Here is a 20,638-nt window from a genome sequence, read left to right as displayed (position 1 = left end):
CCTGCGGGTGAACCCGCGGCGACACCCCGGGGCCGGGCCCCGGGGTGTGATCCACGACGCAGTCGGCGAGGGCAACCGGACGGCATCACGCCGCCCTCTTGGGTGGCGTGATGAGCCTGACGGGGACACCCTTCTTCGTGACGGCGATCGTGCTCACCGCGGTCGCCGTCATCCTTCCGCTGGCCTTGTGGAGCAAGGTGCGCGGCCCCGCCGCCGCACGCGTGGCGGTCCGCGCGCTGATGGTGGTGTTCGCTCAGGTCACCGCCGTCGCCGTCGTGTTCGTCGCCGTGAACCGGGCGGAGAACTTCTACGCCTCCTGGGGTGACCTGTTCGGCACCGGCAAGTACGTCCAGGCCGCCCCCGACCTCGGCCCGGACGGGCTCGGCGGGAAGAAGGCCGAGGAGGTCAAGCAGGCCCCGAAGGTGCACCAGGACTTCCAGCCGGTGGAGGGCCTCGGCGGGCGGGTCAAGAAGACCGAACTCGACGGCAAGATATCGGGGGTCAAGGGCGACGTCATGGTGTGGCTGCCGCCGCAGTACGACGAACCGGCCTACAAGGACAAGAAGTTCCCCGTGGTCGAGCTGATCCCCGGCATCCCCGGGACCGGCAAGTCCTGGTTCCAGGGGCTCCACGCGCACGAGGTGCTGGAACCGCTGATGAAGAGCGGGAAGGTGCAGCCGTTCATCCTCGTCTCGCCGCGCGCCATGCTGCTCGGCAACGGCGACACCGGCTGCGCCAACATCCCCGGCAAGGTCAACGCCGACAGCTGGTTCAGCGTCGACGTCCGCAAGATGGTCACCGACAACTTCCGGACCTCCGAGGACCCCAAGCACTGGGGCGTGGCCGGGTACTCGGCGGGCGCCTACTGCGCCGCCAAGCTCGCGATCGCCCACCCCGACCGCTACAGCGCCGCCGTCTCCTTGTCCGGCTACAACGACCCGGGCCAGGAGCCCTCCTCGCTGGTCGCCCAGGACCCGGAGCTGCGCCGTACGCACAACCTCAAGGCCGTGCTCCAGGCGGCGCCCAAGCCGCCGGCGGTCTCGCTGTGGATGTCGGGGGCCGAACAGGACGGCTACCTGTCCGGCATGGACCTGAAGGGGCTCGCGAAGGCGCCGACCGTGGTGCACGCGGAGAAGGTGGTCGGCGGCCACAACCTCGAGGCGTGGTCCAAGCAGCTCCCGCAGACCTTCGGCTGGCTGAGCGGCGTGGTCAAGGCGCCGTAGCGGCGCTGCGAGTACTGCAAGTACTGCGCGGGCGATGCCGGCTATGCGGGGCGCGAGGCGCCGGCCCACGGCATCGAGTCGACCGGGGCGATGCGGACCGTGGACCCGGGACGCGGGGCGTGGATCATCTGTCCGTTGCCGATGTAGAGCCCGACGTGAGTCACCCCGGAGTAGAAGAACACCAGGTCGCCGGGGGCCAGCTGATCGCGTGAGACCCGCTGTCCGGCATTGATCTGGGTGTAGGTGGTGCGGGGGAGGGAGACCCCGGCCGAGCGCCAGGCCGCCTGGGTCAGCCCCGAGCAGTCGAAGGACCCCGGGCCCGTCGCGCCCCACACGTACGGCTTCCCGATCGCCCCGTACGCGAAGGCCACCGCGCGGGCCGCGCGCGAGCCATCGGAAGGCGGGGGCGGGGTCGCGGTGTGCGGCCCGGCGGGGGCGGCACCGGCCGACTGGGCCTCGTACGCGGCGCGCTGTTCGGCGGTGAGCCTGGCGAGCAGCTGCTTGGCCGCGCTGAGCTTGCCCTCGATCTCCGCCTTGTGCTCGGCGAGTTCGTCCTGCCGCGAGCGGAGGTCGGCGAGCCGGCCGGCGGCCTGTTCGCGGAGCTTGCCCACCTCGTCGAGGCGGCGGCGCACGGTGCTGATCCCCGCGGCGTTGCGCTCCTGGGCGCGGGTGACGATCGCGGCCTGGGACAGGTACTCCTGCGGGTCGGCGGCCAGGGCGAGCTGCACGGCGGTGCCGAGGGAGCCGCTGCGGTACTGGCCGGCGGCGAGCGAACCGAGGGCGCTGCGGGCGGCGTTGAGCTGGTCGGTCTTGCGGGCGGTCTCGTCGCGCAGGCCGGTCAGGGCCCGCTCGGCCTCGTCGGCCCTCTCCTTCGCCCCGTTGTACCGCTCGGTCGCCGCCTCGGCCTCCTCGTAGAGCCGGTCCACCTCCGCCTTGACCTGCGAGGGGGTGGGCTGGGGGTCGGCCTGGGAGGTGCCTTCGAAGGCGGTGGCGGTGGCAGCGCCCGCGAGGGCCAGGGTGGCGGCGGTCGTCCGTACCGTTCCGCCGGAGAGCGGGCGCTGCCTGGGCTTTCGATGACTGGCCACGAGGGCCTCACGTCCTTCCCCTGTCGGCTGGGTCTTGGGGGAGGACGCTAAACCTGGAAGTAACGGGCGGATGACGAGATGACCCGAACTGATCGGATGTGGTGGATCGCTTGTCGTCAGTGCCAGAGAACGGCGATAAAGATGTTGATCACGGTCAGTCCGCCGACCGCGCCGAACAGCGCCTTCTCGACGCGCTCCTCGTCGCGCTTCACGTAGACGAGGGCGAGGACCACGAAGAGGACCGCCAGCTTCACGCCGATCTTGACGTGGTTGAGGGAGCCCCCGTCCATCTCCCGGAAGCCGACCAGCAGCACGCCGGTGACGAGCATGGTGAGTGCGCCGTGCAGCATGGCCGGCACGAAGCGTGCGGTGCCCGCGCTCATCGCCTTCATCTGGGTGAGGAAGCCTCCGAGGAGCGAGGCTATTCCGATGATGTGCAGGCCGACGAAGGCGTTGATGAGTACGTCCATGGCGTCGAGCGTACGGGGTGCCTGATCACGGTTTTCGGTCAGGCGGGCGAATGCGGCGGCGCCGCGGCGGGCGTGCCGGTCAGCCGAAGAACCGGGTCAGTTCGGCGGCCACGAACTCCGGCTGCTCCTCCGCCAGGTAGTGGCCGCTGCCGTCGACGCGGACGACCCGGGTGTCGGTGCCGAGCGCCGGGACCGCGGCGAGCAGCCGCTCGTAGTTGCTGTGTTCGCCGCCGAGGGCGAGCAGCGGCGCGGTCACGGGGGCGTAGCCGGCGAGGTCGGCGATGTCCTGGCCGAAGGTGCGGTACCAGGCGTTGCCCGCGCGGATCGCGTCCGGGGAGTCGTAGGCCCGGGCGTACACCGCGCGGGAGCGGGCGTCGATCGAGGCCTGGTCGACGGCCATGTCCGAGAACAGCCGGTCCAGCAGGAGGTGGTAGCGGCCCTCCAGGAGCTGCTCGGGCAGCCCCTCCACCTGGTTGAAGGCGAACCACCACAGGTGGTGCAGGCCGGACCGGGGGAGCAGCGGCATCTGCGCCCAGCTCTCGTCCGGGTGCGAGACGTCGAGCAGGGCGATGCGGCGGGTGGCCCCGGGGTGGTTCGCGGCGAAGGCGTAGGCGACCATCGCGCCGATGTCGTGGCCGGCGATGTGCGCGGAGCCGATGGAGAGGTGGTCGAGGAGGGCGCGGAGGTCGGCGGCCATCGTCTTCTTGTCGTACCCCGTCTCCGGCTTGGCGGAGCCGCCCATGCCGCGCAGGTCGACGGCGATCACCCGGTGGCGGCGGGCCAGCGCGGGCATCACCTTGTTCCACTGCCACCAGGTCTGGGGCCAGCCGCCGAGGAGGACGAGGGGTTCGCCGCTGCCGCCTTGCACGTAGTGGAGGCGGGTGCCGTTGACCTCGGCGTGGCGGCTGGTGAAGGCGCCGTCGAGGGAGGCGGCGAGGGCTGCGTCGTCGAGCGCGGCCTCGTCCAGCGCGGCGTCGTCGAGCGGGGTGGGCGGAGTGGTGGGCATGGGGTGTCCTCATGTCGGATTGACCGTACGAAGATCTCGTACGGTCATGACGGTACGAGATCTTCGTACGGTCTGGCAATGTCCGTACGAGATCTGCGTACAGTTGGTGCATGCCTGCTGAGCTGACCCACCCCGCCACCGACCGCATCGACCTGGTCGAGGTCCTGGCGGCGCTCGGGCACCCCGTCCGGCTGGAGATCGTCCGCAAGCTGGCCTCCGGGGAGGAGGCGTTCTGCGGCGAGGTCGTGCCGGACCTGCCCCGGTCCAGCGTCACGCACCACCTCAGGACGCTGCGCGAGAGCGGAGTGATCTGCCAGCGGCCGCGCGGGCGCAAGCTCTACCTGGCGCTGCGCCGTGACGACCTGGACCGGTGCTTCCCCGGTCTCCTGGAACTCGTGCTCGGCTGTCGGTCCCGCCCCCTAGACTCGGAATGCGATGAGCAGCCTCTTTGACGACAGCTTCCTGGCCGACCTCACCCCCTCCGACGAGGTCCCGCCGCCGCCCGAGGACCACGCCGCCCCCGAGTCGGGCGCGGACGATCTCTTCGGGGGCAAGTTCGACATGCCCATGTCCGGGGATGCGTACTACCGGGACGGGGCCCCCAGGCCCGTCATCGACCCGGCGACGCTCCTGGACGGGCTGAACGAGCAGCAGGCGGCCGCCGTGGTGCACGCGGGCTCCCCGCTGCTCATCGTGGCCGGCGCCGGCTCCGGCAAGACGCGCGTGCTCACGCACCGCATCGGACACCTGCTGTCCGCGCGGAACGTGCACCCCGGCCAGATCCTGGCGATCACCTTCACCAACAAGGCCGCCGGTGAGATGAAGGAGCGCGTCGAGGGCCTGGTCGGCCCGCGCGCGAACGCCATGTGGGTCTCCACCTTCCACAGCGCGTGCGTCCGCATCCTGCGCCGCGAGTCCAAGCGGCTCGGCTTCACCTCGTCGTTCTCGATCTACGACGCCGCGGACTCGAAGCGCCTGATGGCGCTCGTCTGCCGCGATCTGGACCTGGACCCGAAGAAGTTCCCGCCCAAGGCCTTCAACGCGAAGATCTCCAACCTGAAGAACGAGCTGATCGACGAAGAGGCCTTCGCCGACCAGGCCGCGGACGGCTTCGAGAAGACCCTGGCCCAGGCCTACGCGATGTACCAGGGGCGGCTGCGCGAGGCCAACGCGCTCGACTTCGACGACATCATCATGACCACGGTCCACCTGCTCCAGGCGTTCCCGGACGTCGCCGAGCACTACCGGCGCCGCTTCCGCCACGTCCTCGTCGACGAGTACCAGGACACCAACCACGCGCAGTACACGCTCGTGCGCGAGCTGGTCGGGACCGGCTACCCGGACCTGCCCCCGGCCGAGCTCTGCGTGGTGGGTGACGCCGACCAGTCGATCTACGCCTTCCGCGGCGCGACCATCCGCAACATCCTCCAGTTCGAAGAGGACTACAAGGACGCGACGACGATCCTGCTGGAGCAGAACTACCGCTCCACGCAGACGATCCTCTCCGCCGCCAACGCCGTCATCGAGCGCAACGAGAACCGCCGCGCGAAGAACCTGTGGACCCAGGCCGGCACCGGCGCCGTCATCACCGGCTACGTCGCGGACACCGAGCACGACGAGGCCCAGTTCGTCGCCGACGAGATCGACCGGCTGACGGACGCCGGGGACGCGAAGGCCGGCGACGTCGCGATCTTCTACCGGACCAACGCCCAGTCGCGCGTGTTCGAGGAGATCTTCATCCGCGTCGGACTGCCCTACAAGGTCGTCGGCGGCGTCCGCTTCTACGAGCGCAAGGAGGTCCGGGACGTCCTGGCCTACCTGCGCGTCCTGGCCAACCCCGAGGACAACGTCCCGCTCCGCCGCATCCTGAACGTGCCCAAGCGCGGCATCGGCGAGCGCGCCGAGGCGATGATCGACGCGCTCGCGATGCGCGAGAAGATCACCTTCCCCCAGGCGCTGCGGCGCGTGGACGAGGCCTTCGGCATGGCCGCCCGCTCGACGAACGCGGTCAAGCGGTTCAACGTCCTGATGGAGGAGCTGCGCACCATCGTCGACTCCGGCGCCGGGCCCGCCGTGGTCCTGGAGGCGGTGCTGGAGCGCACCGGATACCTTGCCGAGCTCCAGGCGTCGACCGACCCGCAGGACGAGACGCGCATCGAGAACCTCCAGGAACTCGCGGCCGTGGCGCTCGAATTCGAGCAGGCCCGGGAGGCTGCTGCCACCGAGGCGGCCGAAACCGGCGCCCCGGCCCCCGGCCCCGGCACCCTCGCAGAGTTCCTCGAGCAGGTCGCGCTCGTCGCCGACTCCGACCAGATCCCGGACGAGGACACGGACGGCACGGGCGTCATCACGCTGATGACCCTGCACACCGCCAAGGGCCTCGAGTTCCCGGTGGTCTTCCTGACCGGCATGGAGGACGGGGTCTTCCCGCACATGCGCGCGCTCGGCCAGACCAAGGAGCTGGAGGAGGAGCGCCGGCTCGCCTACGTCGGCATCACGCGCGCCCGCGAGCGGCTGTACCTGACCCGCTCGAGCATGCGCAGCGCGTGGGGCACCCCCTCGTACAACCCTCCGTCGCGGTTCCTCGAGGAGATCCCGGCGCAGTACCTGCAGTGGAAGCGCACCGGTGCCGCGCAGAAGCCGGCCGGTCCGATGCGGAGCATGGGCGGCGGGAAGGCCTCGTTCGGCACCTCGCCGGAGTCGTTCCTGTCCTCGTCGCGCACGAAGTCGGGTCCGTCGGGATTCGCGACGCGCCGGGCGGCCGACAAGCCGGTCATCGCCCTGGCGGTCGGGGACCGGGTCACGCACGACCAGTTCGGGCTCGGCACCGTCATGGAGGTCAAGGGCGCCGGTTCGGACGCGCAGGCCACCATCGACTTCGGGGACGACAAGCCGAAGCGGCTGCTCCTGCGCTACGCGCCGGTGCAGAAGCTGTAGCGGTCGCAGGGCCTGGAGGGACCCTCGCTCAGCGGGGGTCCAGGCCGTGGCTGCGGAGCCACGGCAGGGGGTCGATCGCGCTGCCGCCGCCGGGCCGTACCTCGAAGTGGAGGTGCGGGCCGGTGGAGTTGCCGGAGTTGCCGGAGTACGCGATCACGTCGCCCGCCTTGACCTTGCCGGACCGGATCTTGGTGCTGCTGAGGTGGCAGTACCAGGTCTCGGTGCCGTCGGGCGAGGTCACTATGGCCATGTTGCCGTAGGCGCTGTTCCACTGGGTGCGCACGGTGCCGTCGGTGGCGGCCATGACCGGGGTTCCGTAGGAGACCGGGAAGTCGATGCCGGTGTGCACCGACATCCACATGCCGCCGGCCTGCCCGAAGCTGGCGCTGAGGCCGTGCTGCGAGACGGGGATGGCGAACTTGGGGCGGGCCGCTTCCTTGGCCGCCTCCTCCTCCGCCTTCTTCTTCTTTTCCTCTTCCTGACGCAGGCGCAGGTCGATGCGCTCCTGCGTGCGGCTCGCGCGGTCCGCGAAGTCGCCCGCGTCGGCGCTGAGTGCCGTCAGCTGCGTGTCGAGCTTGGTGTTCGCCGCGACCGGCTTCACGGAGGCCGGGTCGGGTGCGGCCATCGTCGTGGTGTCGTCGGAGGACTTCTCCGTGCCCGTGAGCCCGCCGACGGAGGCGGCCGCGATGCCCGCGACGCCCATCACGCAGGCGGAGGGCACGGCCACGGTCAGCAGGGCGGAACGCTTCGCCGGGGTCCTGCGGCGGCTGCTGCTGCCCGCCTTGGCGTTGCCGCCGCCCTTGCCCTTGGGGGCGTTCCGGCGCGCGGAGCGCGGCCCGGGGGTCACCGGCATGGCCTGGGTGGGCAGGTCGTGCACCTGGTGCACCTCGGGGACCTCGTACGACTCGTACGCCTCGGGGTCGCCCGGCGCGTCGGGCGCCTCGGGTGCTTCGTCGAGTGCCGCGTCGTCGGCCGCAGCAGCGGGGACGGGCTCGAAGACGGAGGTCTCGGCGTAGGGGTCGGGTTCGTCGGCGACGGGGACGGAGGGGACCTCGTAGGCATAGCCAACGGTGGTCGCCTCGTACGCGTACTCCTGCTGCGCGGGCTGCTGCTGCTCGGTATAGGCGGAGTAGCCCGTGACGTCCGTGAAGCCCGTTCCGGCCGTGTTCCAGGCGGTGGCGTCGTAGGCGCCGGTCTCGGTGCCGTAACCCGGCATCGCCCAGTGCCCGGTCTGCTCGGCCGAGGTGTCGTAGCCGAACGAAGGCGCCGTCTGATAGCCGGAGTAGTCCGTGTTCGGAGCGCTCCAGGCGCTCGAGTCCCACTGCCCCGTCGTGTCCGCGGGTGCGGTCTGCGCGGGGATGCTGGACAGATAACCGTCCTGGGAGGTCCACGCCGTGGTGTCGTACGCGCCGGTCTCATAGGAGCCGTAGGTCGCGTAGTTGACCCCCTGACCCTGCGTTTCGTAGGAAACGTAGGTCGAGTCACCAGCGAAAGTGGTGGTGCCGAGGCCGTCGTACCCGAAATCCGGGTACTGGCCCGACGTTGGGCGGTCGTTCACCAACTTCTCTTTCGCCTCGGCAGTGGGGCCTGGGTGGCCGGTGAACCGGGGTTCACCGGAGGAGAGCAGTGGCGTGACTGTACCCGGCGGTTCCTCGCATCGACAATCTTCGGAGGGTTTCTGGATCGCCGGAACCGGGCATTCGGCCGTCTTTCGGTCGCCGAAAGACGCACCCTTGGCCTTGAGTTCGAAATTCGTTCGACTTCAGGCCGTCCGGCGGCTACGCGACCGACGCGGCTCCCGGGCCCGCGACGGCCGCCGGGGCGGCCCCGTCGAGGGCCCGCCGGACCGCGGCGATCACGGTGGGGTGCGCGGGCAGCGCGAGGTGTCCGATGCCGGTGACCTCCACGTTCTCCACGCGGAGATCCGGGTGCTCGATCCTGGCCGTCCCCACCGGGGCCATCAGTGCGTCGAACTCGCTCCAGAACGCGACGCACCGGGTGGCGCAGCCGGGCGCGGGCATCGCCAGTTCGGCCAGCACCTCGGAGTCGGGCCGCATCTGCCGCACCAGCGGGTGCGCGTCCATGAAGGGGGCGACCGCCGTGCCGGAGTGCGGGGTGCCGAGCGTGACGAGGGTGCGGACGAGGGCGTCACCGCCGAGGCGCTGGACGTAGTACCGGCCGACCAGCCCGCCCAGGCTGTGCCCCACGAGGTCCACCCGGTCCTGGCCGGTCCGCGCGCACAGCTCCTCCACGCGCCGGGCGAGGTGGCGGGCCGTGACGCGCAGGTCGCGTGTGAAGGGCGAGTAGTTGTACGCCTCCACGTGCCGCAGGCCGCCGGCGCCGAGCGCGCGGCGCAGCAGGACGAAGACGGAACGGTTGTCGGTGAACCCGTGGAGGAGCAGTACGGGCGGCCGCGCCGAAGGCGGGTCGGGGACGGTCTTCTCCTGGCACACTCCGGTGGGATAGAGGAGAAGGTGTCCGCCGAGCACGACCACCTCGAGCGCGCCGGCCCGCAGCGCGGCGCCGGACGTGGGTATCGACACGGGTATGGACAGCCCCATTGCGGCCTCCCCTGGCCTCCCCTGAGCCTTCGGGACCGCGGCCGGTAGCGCCACCGTGCCGTGCGGCTGGCGGCACGGTGGCGCAATGCCGTCCCACGTGTGATTTCCCCCTCGTGGTTGACCGTGAAACGGTGGCGTGCGCGATGCTGTACTTAACGTTCGTTCACTCGGGAGGCAGTGCGATGGGTGTGACCGGTCCGATCCGTGTGGTGGTGGCCAAGCCGGGTCTCGACGGCCACGACCGCGGGGCCAAGGTGATCGCGCGGGCGCTGCGGGACGCAGGCATGGAGGTCATCTACACGGGCCTGCACCAGACCCCCGAGCAGATCGTGGACACCGCGATCCAGGAGGACGCCGACGCGATCGGCCTCTCGATCCTCTCCGGCGCCCACAACACGCTGTTCGCCCGCGTCCTCGAGCTGCTCAAGGAGCGCGACGCGGAGGACATCAAGGTCTTCGGCGGCGGCATCATCCCGGAGGACGACATCGCTCCGCTGAAGGCCAAGGGCGTGGCCGCGATCTTCACCCCGGGCGCGACGACGACGGCCATCGTGGACTGGGTCCGCGCGAACGTCCGCCAGTAGCCTCCGGCCCGGCCCCCGTCGCCGGGGGCAGTTCCAGCCCGTCCGGCGTTTGAGGACTGGGGTCCGGGGCGGAGCCCCGGGGAACGGTGGAAGGGCGGGGCGGGGAGCGGCTCCGCGCAGCGGCGACCGGCACCCGCCCCACCCACCGCGCCAGCCCTGCCCTCCCCCGGAGGGATCAGGCGGCCGGAGCCCTCCCCCGGGAGGGATCAGGCGGCCGGAGCCAGCTCCGCCAGCATGGCCTCGCGCAGCCGAAGCGTGGCCACCAGCCGCTGAAACGCCTCGGCCCAGTACGCGGCAGCCCCCGGCACCGCATCCTCCGGCTCCGCCACCCCGGCGGTCAGCGCCTCCAGCCGCCCTGCCTCGGCAGGGTCGAGGCAGCGCTCGGCGAGCCCCATCACCCCGCTGAAGCTCCACGGGTAGCTCCCCGCTTCCCGGGCGATGTCCAGCGCGTCCACGACCGCCCGCCCGAGCGCCCCCGCCCACGGCACCACGCACACGCCGAGCAGCTGGAACGCCTCGGAGAGCCCGTGGGCGCGTATGAACTCCGCGACCCAGTCCGCCCGCTCCCCGTCCGGCAGGACCGACAGCAGCTTGGCCCGCTCCGCCAGCGAGGCCGTGCCCGGGCCGGCGGCGGGCGGTGCGGACGGCATGCCGAGCAGTGCCCGCGACCACTCCGCATCGCGCTGCCGCACCGCCGCCCGGCACCAGGCCGCGTGCAGTTCCTCCGTCCAGCCCTCGACCTCGGCGACCGGCAGCGCCACTATCTCCGCCGGGCCGAGGCCCCCGAACCGCTCCCGCCAGCAGGACAGCGGCGCCGCCTCGACCAACTGGCCGAGCCACCACGCACGCTCCCCGCGCCCGGCGGGCGGCCGCTTGACCACCCCGTCGCGGAGCATTCCCGCATCGCACTCGGCCGGCGGGGCCACCCCCTCGGGGCCGACGCAGGCCAGCGCGCGCTCCGCCATCCGCCCCGCCAGCGCCGAGTGCGGCAGCGCGGACAACAGTTCGGCGGCCGTCGCGCGGACATTGCGGCTGCGGTCGCCGAGCGCCGCCTCGAGGAACGGCTCGTCCCCGTCCGACAGGCCCACCCTCAGCGAGTCGAGGAACATCAGCCGGTCCTCGGCCCGTTCGGTGCTCCAGGTCGTCGCCAGCAGCTGCCGGGCGGCCCCCGCATCGGCTTCCCGTACGGCGCCCAGCAGCGCCACCCGTTCCGCGAACAGGCCCTCCTGCCAGAGCCGTTCCACCCCGGCCGGATCCGTCGGCTCCGGGAGCTCCCCGGCGCCGCCGGTCCCGCCCCGCAGCGCGAACCGCCAGTCGGGATTCAGCCGGGCCAGCCACAGCCCCCGCACCCCGGCCAGCGCCAGGGCGTGCGGCCGCAGGTCCGTACGGGCCCGGGCCGCATCCAGCAGTGCGGGGAGCAGCGAGGCCGGCGAGCGGTAGCCGTGCCGCCGGGCGGCGGCCAGCCATTGGGGCAGCAGCTCCGTCAGATCCGGGGCGGCCCCCCGCCGCCCGCCGCCGCCCGCCGCGCCGGAGCGGCCCGCCAGCAGCTGGGCGAGCCGCCGCCGGGCCGCCTCCGGCGGTGCCGGACGCGGGTCCCGCGGCGCGGGCTCCGGGCGCGGGCCCGCCTCGGCCGGCCGCAGCCCGGCCCGGCGGCGCACGGCGTGCACGGCCGCCGCGTCCAGCAGCGCCTGCGGTGATCCCGTGGGCCCCCCGCCCCGGCGTCGGTCGGTGCCCAGCAGCGCGGCCCCGACCAGCTCCTCCCAGTCCCCGTAGCCCTCGTCGGCCTTGTCCATCGCGCCCCTCCCTCTTCCCTCGTCCTGCTCCGTGTCCTGCGCTCCGGTCCCGCCCCCTCCGCGGGACCGGAGCGGTCGATGCCCCCGTCGGGCCCGGCCGACCCGGTCGACCGTGCTCAGCTGGCGTGGTTGTCGTTCATGCAAGCCCCCCGGCTCCTCGTCACCTCGCGACGGCGCCCCCGCGCCGCCGCGTACTTCCCGTAGTCCTTGTCAGAGGACACAGAACCCCCCAGGCCCCCAGTGATTTCTCTTCTTGTCCCGGCCCGTTCAGGCCAGCGCGACCGGCTCGGGCGAACCCGGCTGCCAGGCCGTCAGCGGAGTGAAGCCCCGATGGCCGCATTCGCCGAACACCGTCACCGGGCCCCCGCCCGACAGCGCGGCCAGCTGCCACAGGCCCCCGCGTGAGCGGCTGCCCGCCCCCGTGAGGGGCACCGGCAGGGCGGAGGTTCCCTCCGCATCCGCCAGTTGCCAGCCCAGCTCTCCCGGTATCGGGACCACCGGACCGAGCACCACCGGCCAGGACTCCAGCCACGGGTCGTCCCGCAGTGCCGCCCCGTACGCCTCCAGTGCCGCCCCCGTACTCACGCCGGCCGGAACCTCCGTGCACGGCACGGCCGCCGAGAACCTCTCCCCGAGGTCCCCCCGCAGCCCGGCGGACCCGGGCCGGAAGCGGATCTCCGCCTCCAGCACCAGCCCCACCGGCAGGGCCAGCCCCGGCGGCCGCCCGGGCGGACCGAAGTCCAGCACCAGGGCGGGCCGCCCGCTCCCCGTCCCGCGCAGCCATATCCGGCGGGTGGTGAGCCGGCCGTCCGGTGACGCCGAGTCGTACTGGGCCAGCACCAGCCAGCGGTCCCGTATGGCCTCCCCCTCCCCGGAAGCCGGCAGTCCCACCCGGCTGCGCACCGTCGCGGCCAGCTGATCGGGCAGCTCCGCCACCCCGAGCCAGGCCCGGTCCAGCAGGTGCAGCAGCGCCGCCTCCTCCAGCATCCGGGCGGGCCAGCCGGGCCCGCAACTGGGTATCGTCCCCAACTCCCGCACCCGCCCCGCCAGTCCGGGAGCCTGGGCGTCCACCATCCGGGCCGCCGTCTCCTCCCACGCCCCGTAACCGGCCTGCTCCTGGCCCGCGAGACCGCCGCGCAGCAGATCGGCCAGCCGCTGCTCCAGCTCGGTCACGCCCGCCCCGATCCGGGAAGCCCGCCGCTCCGCCCGCTTCCGCGCCCCCTCGGCATCCGCCGGGCCCCCCGCCCCGGTGGCGGGGCGCGCGGCCTTCGCCGCCCGGTCGGCCAGCCACTGGGCGGCCCACTCCGGCGCCTCCGCCGGCTCGCCCGCCCCCTCCGCGGACCAGAGCAGCAGCAGCCCCAGTGCGTGCTTGCACGGGAACTTCCGGCTCGGGCAGGAGCACTTGTACGCAGGTCCCGTCAGGTCCACGACGGTCTGGTACGGCTTGCTGCCGCTGCCCTTGCACCACCCCCATACAGAACCGGAAGCGGAACCTCCGATCTGCGACCACGGCCCCGCCCCGCCGAGTCTGCTTCCCGCCTTGCGTGAGGCATCGTCAGGAGCCAGAGCCAGTACCTGTTCCGCTGTCCAGCGGACCCCCTGCTCAGTCATGGGAACAACCGTAGAGACCCCCACTGACAATCGCTCTGACCTGCAACAACGCCTCGAACAAGGGTCGTTGTCAGTGGCGTGGTGCACCTTGGATCCAGCAGTCGGGAGCGGCTGCCGAGCATTGGAGGGGGACCATGACCACGCACGAGGACGCCCGCGGAACCGAGGCGCTGCGACCGCACGCAGAAGACGCCTTCGCACACGAACTGAAAGCCCTGGCAGCCGTCGACGACCGGCCCCGCCCGGCCCGCTGGAAGCTCTCCCCGTGGGCCGTCGCCACCTACCTGCAGGGCGGCACGCTCGAGGACGGCACGGTCATCACACCCAAGTACGTGGGGCCGCGCCGGATCGTCGAAGTCGCCGTCACCACCCTCGCGACCGACCGCGCCCTGCTCCTGCTCGGAGTCCCCGGCACCGCCAAGACCTGGGTGTCCGAACACCTCGCCGCCGCCGTCAGCGGGGACTCCACCCTCCTCGTCCAGGGCACCGCCGGCACCCCGGAGGAGGCCATCCGGTACGGCTGGAACTACGCCCGCCTCCTGGCCCACGGCCCCAGCCGCGAAGCGCTCGTCCCCAGCCCCGTCATGCGGGCCATGGCCGAGGGCATGACCGCCCGCGTCGAGGAGCTCACCCGCATCCCCGCCGACGTCCAGGACACCCTCATCACCGTCCTGTCCGAGAAGACGCTCCCGATACCGGAGCTCGGCGAAGAAGTGCAGGCCGTGCGCGGGTTCAACCTCATCGCCACCGCCAACGACCGCGACCGCGGGGTCAACGAGCTCTCCAGCGCGCTGCGCCGCCGCTTCAACACCGTGGTCCTGCCGCTGCCCGCCACGGCCGACGCCGAGGTGGACATCGTCGCCCGCCGCGTCGACCAGATGGGCCGCGCCCTCGACCTGCCGGCCGCACCCGAGGGCCTCGAGGAGATCCGGCGCGTCGTCACCGTCTTCCGCGAGCTGCGCGACGGTGTCACCGACGACGGCCGCACCAAGGTGAAGTCGCCCAGCGGCACCCTGTCCACGGCCGAGGCGATCTCCGTCGTCACCGGCGGCCTGGCCCTGGCCGCGCACTTCGGGGACGGCGTGCTGCGCCCCTCCGACGTGGCCGCGGGGATCCTCGGCGCCGTCGTCCGGGACCCGGCCGCAGACAAGGTCGTCTGGCAGGAGTACCTGGAGGCCGTGGTCCGCGAGCGCGACGGCTGGAAGGACTTCTACCGCGCCTGCCGGGAGGTGACGGTATGAGCCCGAGCCCGAAGGGCCCCCTGCTCCTGGGGGTGCGGCACCACGGGCCGGGATCGGCGCGCGCGGTGCGGGCCGCCCTGGAGGCGGCCCGGCCGGCGGCCGTCCTGATCGAGGGCCCGCCCGAGGGCGACGACCTCCTCGCCCTCGCCGCCGACCCGGGCATGCAGCCGCCCGTGGCGCTGCTCGCGCACGCCGCGGACGATCCCGGCAGGGCCGCGTTCTGGCCGCTGGCCGAGTTCTCCCCGGAATGGGTCGCCATCCGCTGGGCGCAGGAGGCCGGAGTACCGGTGCGGTTCATGGACCTGCCGGCCGCGCACTCGCTCGCCCGCAAGGAGGAGGAGGGCGGGCAAGGCGGGGAGGGGGAGGAACCGGAGCGGTCCGTACGGGTGGACCCCCTGGCCGTGCTGGCCGAGACCGCCGGGTACGACGACCCCGAGCGCTGGTGGGAGGACGTCGTCGAACACCGGGGCGCCGAGGAGGCCGACGCCCTGGGCGCGTTCGAGGCGCTCGGCGAGGCCATGGGAGCCCTCCGCGAGGCCTACGGCGACGGCGACCACGACCGGGACCTCGTCCGCGAGGCGTACATGCGCCAGCGGATGCGGGCCGCCCGCCGGGAGTTCGGCGACGGGTACGCGGTGGTGTGCGGGGCCTGGCACGTCCCGGCACTGCGGGCGAAGACCACCGTCGCCGCGGACAGGGCGCTGCTCGCCGGACTGCCCAAGGTCAAGGTGGAGACCACCTGGGTGCCGTGGACGCACCGCAGGCTCGCCCGGGCCGGCGGGTACGGAGCGGGCATCACCTCGCCCGGCTGGTACGCGCACCTCTTCGCGGCCCGGGACCGGCCCGTCGAGCGGTGGCTGACCAAGGTCGCGGGGCTGCTGCGGGAAGAGGACCGGCAGGTCTCCTCGGCGCACGTGATCGAGGCGGTCCGGCTGGCGGAGACACTGGCCGCGATGCGGGGGAGGCCGCTGCCCGGGCTGACGGAGACGCTGGAAGCCGTCCGGGCGGTGATGTGCGACGGCTCCGACATACCGCTCGCGCTCGTCGAGGACCGCCTGGTGGTCGGCGACGTGCTCGGCGAGGTCCCCGACGGGGCTCCCGTCGTACCGCTCCAGCGCGACCTGACCCGGCAGCAGCGCTCGCTGCGGCTCAAGGCCGAAGCCGCCGACCGCGAGCTGGAGCTGGACCTCCGCAAGGACACCGACAGCGCGAAGTCGCTGCTGCTGCACCGGCTGCGGCTGCTCGGGATCGAATGGGGCAGGCCGACCGCCTCCCGGGGCAGCACCGGCACCTTCCGGGAGACCTGGCGGCTCCGCTGGGAGCCGGAGTTGTCGGTGCGGGTCGCCGAGGCCGGCATATGGGGCACCACCGTCCTGGCCGCGGCCACTGCGAAGGCCGAGGCCCAGGCGGCCGCGGCGGAGGAGCTCGGGGAGGTCACGGCGCTGGCCGAGCAGTGCCTGCTGGCCGGGCTGTCCGAGGCGCTGCCCGCCGTACTGCGGGCCCTGGCGGACCGGGCCGCGCTGGACACCGATGTGGCACGGCTCGCCAAGGCCCTGCCGGCGCTGGCCCGTTCGCTGAGGTACGGGGACGTCCGCGGTACCGACGCGGCGGCCCTCGCCACGGTGGCGGCCGGCCTCGCCGAACGGATATGCGTGGCCCTCCCGTCGGCGTGCGCGGCCGGGCTGGACGCGGACGCGGCGGCGGAGTTGCGGGGCCACGTGGACGGGGTGCACGGCGCGGTCGGGCTGCTGGCGGACGCGGAGGAGGGGCTGCGCGAGCGCTGGTCCGAGGTGCTGCGGAAGCTGGCCGCCCGGGACACGGTGCCCGGCCTGATCCGCGGCCGGGCGGTCCGGCTGCTGCTCGACGACGGGCGGCTCCCGGCCGAGGAGACGGCCCGGCTGATGGGGCTCGCCCTGTCACCGGCGGCCGACCCGGCCGATGCGGCGGGCTGGATCGAGGGCTTCGCGGGCGGGAGCTCGGGCGGCGGCACCCTGCTCGTCCACGACGACCGGCTGCTGGGCCTGATCGACGCCTGGCTGGTGGGGGTGCCGGAGCGGGCGTTCACCGACGTACTGCCGCTGCTGCGGCGCACGTTCGGGGCGTACGAGCCGGGGGTGAAGCGGACGCTGGGCGAGCTGGTGCGGCGGGGGCCCGGCGGGGCCGCGGCACCGGTGCCGGGCGCGGCTCCCGAGGGCTTCGCGCCCGAGCTGGACCCCGTCCGGGCGGATGCGGTGGTGGAGGTGGTGCGGATGCTGCTGGCCGGTGCGGTGGCGTGAGGCCGGGTGCGGCGCCGTTGCCGGGGCGCCGCCCCCGGACCCCCGCGCCTCAAGCGCCGGCGGGCTGGAAGTGCCGCTGCACGGCACCCGGGGCTCCGCACCGGACCCCGCTCCTCGGCGGGGCTGGACAGCACGGCGGGCGTGGGAGACCGCCCGGAGAAGGGCCGCGGGTCACGTGCGGCCGCGATACGACGAGTGCAAGGGGGACGGACGGATGAGCAGGACGGGAAACCAGGTGGGGGCGCCGGTCGCGCAGGCCGAGGGCGCCGCCGTGAAGGGGGCCGACCCCGCCGGGGGCGAGAGGCTGCGGCGGTGGCGGATGGTGCTGGGCGGGGGAGAGGGCGACGGGACCGGGTGCGTGCTGAGCGGGCGGGACGCGGGGATGGATGCCGCGCTCGGTGCGCTGTACGGGGGCGGAGGGGGCCGGAAGGCGGGAGGTGAGCGGTCGGCCGGGCTCGGGGGGTCCGCGCCGAACGTGGCCCGCTGGCTCGGGGACATCCGTACGTACTTCCCCAGCTCGGTGGTCCAGGTCATGCAGCGCGACGCGATCGAGCGGCTCGGCCTGTCCGCCCTGCTGCTGGAGCCGGAGATGCTGGAGGCCGTGGAGCCGGACGTCCATCTGGTCGGCACCCTGCTCTCGCTGAACAAGGCGATGCCCGAGACGACCAAGGAGACCGCGCGGGCCGTGGTCCGCAAGGTCGTCGAGCAGCTGGAGAAGAAGCTCGCGGCGCGCACCAGGGCCACGCTCACCGGAGCCCTCGACCGGTCCGCCCGCATCAGCCGGCCCCGGCACCACGACATCGACTGGGACCGGACCATCCGGGCGAATCTGAAGAACTACCTGCCCGAGTACCGGACGGTGGTCCCCGAGCGGCTGATCGGCTACGGCCGGGCGGCGCAATCGGTGAAGAAGGAGGTGATCCTCTGCATCGACCAGTCGGGTTCGATGGCGGCCTCCGTCGTCTACGCCTCCGTCTTCGGGGCGGTGCTGGCCTCCATGCGGTCGATCGCGACGCGACTGGTCGTCTTCGACACCGCCGTGGTGGACCTGACCGACCAGCTCGACGACCCCGTGGACGTCCTCTTCGGCACCCAGCTGGGCGGCGGCACCGACATCAACCGGGCCCTCGCCTACTGCCAGTCGAAGATCACCCGTCCCGCCGACACCGTCGTCGTCCTGATCAGTGATCTCTACGAGGGCGGCATACGCAACGAGATGCTGAAGCAGGTCGCGGCGATGAAGGCGGCGGGGGTCGAGTTCGTCACCCTCCTCGCGCTGTCGGACGAGGGCGCCCCCGCCTACGACCGCGAGCACGCCGCCGCCCTTGCCGCGCTCGGGGCCCCGGCCTTCGCCTGCACCCCCGACCTGTTCCCCGATGTCATGGCCGCGGCGCTGGAGAAGAGGCCCCTCCCCATGCCATGACGAGCCCGGACCGCGCCACCCTGTGAATCGGTAGATCGCACGAACTTCCAGTTCAACCGTGAGGCGATCTGTGAGGGGAATCACCGCTCAGGTGTGATCTGCGATTTAGGGACCTACGTCCCACGGGGATAACCTGCGGGACGGACATGCCGCGTCCACGGTCACCGTGTGCGCCTTCCTAGTGACAGCGCCGTCACGTTGCCCTCCGCGGCACGCCCACGCAGATAGCAGACAAACCGCGAATCACTGCGAATCTTTGAAGACAAGGGACGGACGCGCGTGGACCTGTTCGAGTACCAGGCGAGGGACCTCTTCGCCAAGCACGGTGTACCGGTGCTGGCCGGTGAAGTCATCGACACGCCTGAGGCGGCTCGCGAGGCCACCGAGCGGCTGGGCGGCAAGTCGGTCGTCAAGGCGCAGGTGAAGGTCGGCGGCCGTGGCAAGGCCGGTGGCGTGAAGCTTGCCGCCACCCCGGACGAGGCCGTCGCCCGCGCGACGGACATCCTCGGCATGGACATCAAGGGCCACACGGTCCACAAGGTGATGATCGCCGAGACCGCGCCGGAGATCCTGGAGGAGTACTACGTCTCCTACCTCCTCGACCGGACCAACCGCACCTTCCTGGCCATGGCCTCGGTCGCGGGCGGCATGGACATCGAGCAGGTCGCCGAGGAGACCCCGGAGAAGCTCGCCAAGGTCCCGGTGAACGCCAACGAGGGCGTGACCATCGAGAAGGCCCGCGAGATCGTCGCCCTGGCCCAGTTCCCGGCCGAGGTCGCCGAGAAGGTCGCCGAGGTCCTCGTGACCCTGTGGCAGACCTTCATCGCCGAGGACGCGCTCCTCGTCGAGGTCAACCCGCTCGCGAAGGTCGCCTCCGGCGACGTCATCGCACTCGACGGCAAGGTCTCGCTCGACGAGAACGCCGAGTTCCGCCAGCCGGGCCACGAGGAGTTCGTGGACCACGCGGCCGCGAACCCGCTCGAGGCCGCCGCCAAGGCGAAGAACCTCAACTACGTCAAGCTCGACGGTGAGGTCGGCATCATCGGCAACGGCGCGGGTCTCGTCATGAGCACCCTCGACGTCGTCGCGTACGCCGGCGAGAACCACGGCGGCGTCAAGCCCGCCAACTTCCTGGACATCGGCGGTGGCGCCTCCGCCGCCGTCATGGCCAACGGTCTCGAGATCATCCTCGGCGACCCGGACGTCAAGTCCGTCTTCGTCAACGTCTTCGGTGGCATCACCGCGTGCGACGAGGTCGCCAACGGCATCGTCCAGGCGCTGGCCCTGCTGGAGGAGAAGGGCGAGGCGGTCACCAAGCCGCTCGTCGTCCGTCTCGACGGCAACAACGCCGAGCTGGGTCGCAAGATCCTCTCGGACGCCAACCACCCGCTGGTGCAGCGCGTGGACACCATGGACGGCGCGGCCGACAAGGCCGCCGAGCTCGCGGCTGCGAAGTAAGGGCAGAGGTCAAAGACTCACATGGCTATCTTCCTCAACAAGGACAGCAAGGTCATCGTCCAGGGCATGACCGGTGCCACGGGCATGAAGCACACCAAGCTGATGCTGGCTGACGGCACCAACATCGTCGGCGGCGTGAACCCGCGCAAGGCCGGCACCACCGTCGACTTCGACGGCACCGAGGTCCCGGTCTTCGGCTCCGTCGCCGAGGCGATGGAGAAGACGGGCGCCAACGTCTCCGTCCTCTTCGTCCCGCCGGCCTTCGCCAAGGCCGCCGTGGTCGAGGCGATCGACGCCGAGATCCCGCTGGCCGTCGTCATCACCGAGGGCATCGCGGTGCACGACTCCGCCGCCTTCTGGGCGTACGCGACCGCCAAGGGCAACAAGACCCGCATCATCGGCCCGAACTGCCCGGGTCTGATCACCCCCGGCCAGTCCAACGCCGGCATCATCCCGGGCGACATCACCAAGCCCGGCAAGATCGGTCTCGTGTCCAAGTCCGGCACGCTGACCTACCAGATGATGTACGAGCTGCGCGACATCGGCTTCACCTCCGCCGTCGGCATCGGTGGCGACCCGGTCATCGGCACCACGCACATCGACGCCCTGGAGGCCTTCGAGGCCGACCCGGAGACCGAGCTGATCGTCATGATCGGTGAGATCGGCGGCGACGCCGAGGAGCGTGCGGCGGACTTCATCGCGAAGAACGTCACCAAGCCGGTCGTCGGCTACGTCGCGGGCTTCACCGCCCCCGAGGGCAAGACCATGGGCCACGCCGGCGCCATCGTCTCCGGTTCTTCTGGCACCGCACAGGCCAAGAAGGAGGCCCTCGAGGCCGCAGGCGTGAAGGTCGGCAAGACGCCGACCGAGACCGCGAAGCTGGCGCGCGAGATCCTGAACGCCGCTCAGTAAGCAGTCCGCGTACGGACGCACGGGCGTGGCCCGCACCCCTCGGGAGGTGCGGGCCACG

The 20,638-nt window shown here is 72.4% G+C and carries 16 protein-coding genes; 9 read left to right on the top strand and 7 right to left on the bottom strand.

Annotation, left to right across the window (positions count from 1 at the left end; genetic code table 11):
* Positions 1-110 precede the first annotated feature (110 nt).
* Positions 111-1,223 carry an alpha/beta hydrolase gene (locus ACIGFK_RS31805; protein WP_376660517.1) on the top strand — a complete coding sequence of 371 codons (1,113 nt, stop codon included), beginning with the start codon at positions 111-113 and terminating at the stop codon, positions 1,221-1,223.
* Positions 1,224-1,264: 41 nt separating this feature from the next.
* On the opposite strand, the gene ACIGFK_RS31800 is transcribed toward ACIGFK_RS31805, so the two are convergent.
* The 3 genes from ACIGFK_RS31800 to ACIGFK_RS31790 form a co-directional block, all read right to left on the bottom strand.
* A complete protein-coding gene (locus ACIGFK_RS31800; RefSeq protein ID WP_376660518.1) occupies positions 1,265-2,308 on the bottom strand; it encodes an NlpC/P60 family protein in 1,044 nt (347 codons plus the stop codon).
* Between the two features lie 116 nt (positions 2,309-2,424).
* Positions 2,425-2,778, bottom strand: coding sequence for a hypothetical protein (locus ACIGFK_RS31795; RefSeq protein WP_376660519.1), 354 nt, complete (start codon positions 2,776-2,778; stop codon positions 2,425-2,427).
* 79 nt (positions 2,779-2,857) lie between these two features.
* Complete coding sequence (locus ACIGFK_RS31790; protein ID WP_376660520.1) at positions 2,858-3,784, bottom strand: alpha/beta fold hydrolase; 927 nt, start codon at positions 3,782-3,784, stop codon at positions 2,858-2,860.
* 110 nt (positions 3,785-3,894) lie between these two features.
* Here ACIGFK_RS31790 and ACIGFK_RS31785 point away from each other — a divergent pair, with 110 nt between their 5' ends.
* On the top strand, positions 3,895-4,236 hold the full coding sequence (locus ACIGFK_RS31785; protein ID WP_376660521.1) for an ArsR/SmtB family transcription factor: 342 nt from the start codon (positions 3,895-3,897) through the stop codon (positions 4,234-4,236).
* On the top strand, positions 4,220-6,721 hold the full coding sequence (pcrA, locus tag ACIGFK_RS31780) for a DNA helicase PcrA (RefSeq protein WP_376660522.1): 2,502 nt from the start codon (positions 4,220-4,222) through the stop codon (positions 6,719-6,721). Before ACIGFK_RS31785 ends, pcrA begins: the two co-directional genes overlap by 17 nt.
* Before the next feature lie 28 nt (positions 6,722-6,749).
* On the opposite strand, the gene ACIGFK_RS31775 is transcribed toward pcrA, so the two are convergent.
* Both ACIGFK_RS31775 and ACIGFK_RS31770 read right to left on the bottom strand, forming a co-directional pair.
* Positions 6,750-8,279, bottom strand: a complete 1,530-nt coding sequence (locus ACIGFK_RS31775) for a peptidoglycan DD-metalloendopeptidase family protein (RefSeq protein WP_400054578.1) — start codon at positions 8,277-8,279, stop codon at positions 6,750-6,752.
* A gap of 220 nt (positions 8,280-8,499) precedes the next feature.
* Positions 8,500-9,282 (bottom strand): esterase/lipase family protein, encoded by a 783-nt coding sequence (locus ACIGFK_RS31770; protein ID WP_376660524.1) that lies wholly within the window; start codon positions 9,280-9,282, stop codon positions 8,500-8,502.
* 182 nt (positions 9,283-9,464) lie between these two features.
* Between ACIGFK_RS31770 and ACIGFK_RS31765 the strand changes: the two genes are divergently transcribed.
* Positions 9,465-9,866 carry a cobalamin B12-binding domain-containing protein gene (locus tag ACIGFK_RS31765; RefSeq protein WP_365172474.1) on the top strand — a complete coding sequence of 134 codons (402 nt, stop codon included), beginning with the start codon at positions 9,465-9,467 and terminating at the stop codon, positions 9,864-9,866.
* Positions 9,867-10,072: 206 nt separating this feature from the next.
* Here the strand turns inward: ACIGFK_RS31765 and ACIGFK_RS31760 are convergent, their stop codons facing one another.
* Together ACIGFK_RS31760 and ACIGFK_RS31755 are read right to left on the bottom strand one after the other, a co-directional pair.
* Positions 10,073-11,659 (bottom strand): DUF5691 domain-containing protein, encoded by a 1,587-nt coding sequence (locus tag ACIGFK_RS31760; RefSeq protein WP_400054577.1) that lies wholly within the window; start codon positions 11,657-11,659, stop codon positions 10,073-10,075.
* 267 nt (positions 11,660-11,926) lie between these two features.
* Entirely contained in the window at positions 11,927-13,270 is a 1,344-nt protein-coding gene (locus ACIGFK_RS31755; protein WP_400054575.1) for an SWIM zinc finger family protein, read from the bottom strand.
* Positions 13,271-13,404: 134 nt separating this feature from the next.
* Between ACIGFK_RS31755 and ACIGFK_RS31750 the strand changes: the two genes are divergently transcribed.
* The 5 genes from ACIGFK_RS31750 (at position 13,405) to sucD (ending at position 20,580) form a co-directional block, all read left to right on the top strand.
* The gene (locus ACIGFK_RS31750) at positions 13,405-14,511 is read left to right on the top strand and encodes an AAA family ATPase (RefSeq protein ID WP_400054573.1); all 1,107 of its coding nucleotides are present in this window, start codon (positions 13,405-13,407) and stop codon (positions 14,509-14,511) included.
* Positions 14,508-16,787 (top strand): DUF5682 family protein, encoded by a 2,280-nt coding sequence (locus tag ACIGFK_RS31745; protein WP_386467410.1) that lies wholly within the window; start codon positions 14,508-14,510, stop codon positions 16,785-16,787. Before ACIGFK_RS31750 ends, ACIGFK_RS31745 begins: the two co-directional genes overlap by 4 nt.
* Positions 16,788-17,001: 214 nt before the next feature.
* The gene (locus tag ACIGFK_RS31740) at positions 17,002-18,210 is read left to right on the top strand and encodes a VWA domain-containing protein (protein WP_400054571.1); all 1,209 of its coding nucleotides are present in this window, start codon (positions 17,002-17,004) and stop codon (positions 18,208-18,210) included.
* A 279-nt stretch (positions 18,211-18,489) separates the two neighbouring features.
* Positions 18,490-19,668 (top strand): ADP-forming succinate--CoA ligase subunit beta, encoded by a 1,179-nt coding sequence (sucC, locus tag ACIGFK_RS31735; RefSeq protein WP_054227727.1) that lies wholly within the window; start codon positions 18,490-18,492, stop codon positions 19,666-19,668.
* A gap of 21 nt (positions 19,669-19,689) precedes the next feature.
* Positions 19,690-20,580, top strand: a complete 891-nt coding sequence (gene sucD / locus ACIGFK_RS31730; protein ID WP_030710487.1) for a succinate--CoA ligase subunit alpha — start codon at positions 19,690-19,692, stop codon at positions 20,578-20,580.
* Positions 20,581-20,638: the final 58 nt, after the last annotated feature.

Origin of the sequence: Streptomyces sp. NPDC085524, assembly GCF_044541755.1 — a bacterium.
Lineage (GTDB): Bacteria > Actinomycetota > Actinomycetes > Streptomycetales > Streptomycetaceae > Streptomyces.
Note: the sequence above shows the minus strand (reverse complement) of the source record. Positions and strands in the feature narration are given on the sequence as shown.

What these genes read in the sequence shown, in the direction of transcription:
- ACIGFK_RS31805 (WP_376660517.1), top strand. Translation starts at nt 111, where the DNA reads ATGAGCCTGACGGGGACACCCTTCTTCGTGACGGCGATCGTGCTCACC.
- ACIGFK_RS31795 (WP_376660519.1), bottom strand. Translation starts at nt 2,778, where the DNA reads ATGGACGTACTCATCAACGCCTTCGTCGGCCTGCACATCATCGGAATA.
- ACIGFK_RS31790 (WP_376660520.1), bottom strand. Translation starts at nt 3,784, where the DNA reads ATGCCCACCACTCCGCCCACCCCGCTCGACGACGCCGCGCTGGACGAG.
- ACIGFK_RS31785 (WP_376660521.1), top strand. Translation starts at nt 3,895, where the DNA reads ATGCCTGCTGAGCTGACCCACCCCGCCACCGACCGCATCGACCTGGTC.
- pcrA (WP_376660522.1), top strand. Translation starts at nt 4,220, where the DNA reads ATGAGCAGCCTCTTTGACGACAGCTTCCTGGCCGACCTCACCCCCTCC.
- ACIGFK_RS31770 (WP_376660524.1), bottom strand. Translation starts at nt 9,282, where the DNA reads ATGGGGCTGTCCATACCCGTGTCGATACCCACGTCCGGCGCCGCGCTG.
- ACIGFK_RS31765 (WP_365172474.1), top strand. Translation starts at nt 9,465, where the DNA reads ATGGGTGTGACCGGTCCGATCCGTGTGGTGGTGGCCAAGCCGGGTCTC.
- ACIGFK_RS31760 (WP_400054577.1), bottom strand. Translation starts at nt 11,659, where the DNA reads ATGGACAAGGCCGACGAGGGCTACGGGGACTGGGAGGAGCTGGTCGGG.
- ACIGFK_RS31755 (WP_400054575.1), bottom strand. Translation starts at nt 13,270, where the DNA reads ATGACTGAGCAGGGGGTCCGCTGGACAGCGGAACAGGTACTGGCTCTG.
- ACIGFK_RS31750 (WP_400054573.1), top strand. Translation starts at nt 13,405, where the DNA reads ATGACCACGCACGAGGACGCCCGCGGAACCGAGGCGCTGCGACCGCAC.
- ACIGFK_RS31745 (WP_386467410.1), top strand. Translation starts at nt 14,508, where the DNA reads ATGAGCCCGAGCCCGAAGGGCCCCCTGCTCCTGGGGGTGCGGCACCAC.
- ACIGFK_RS31740 (WP_400054571.1), top strand. Translation starts at nt 17,002, where the DNA reads ATGAGCAGGACGGGAAACCAGGTGGGGGCGCCGGTCGCGCAGGCCGAG.
- sucD (WP_030710487.1), top strand. Translation starts at nt 19,690, where the DNA reads ATGGCTATCTTCCTCAACAAGGACAGCAAGGTCATCGTCCAGGGCATG.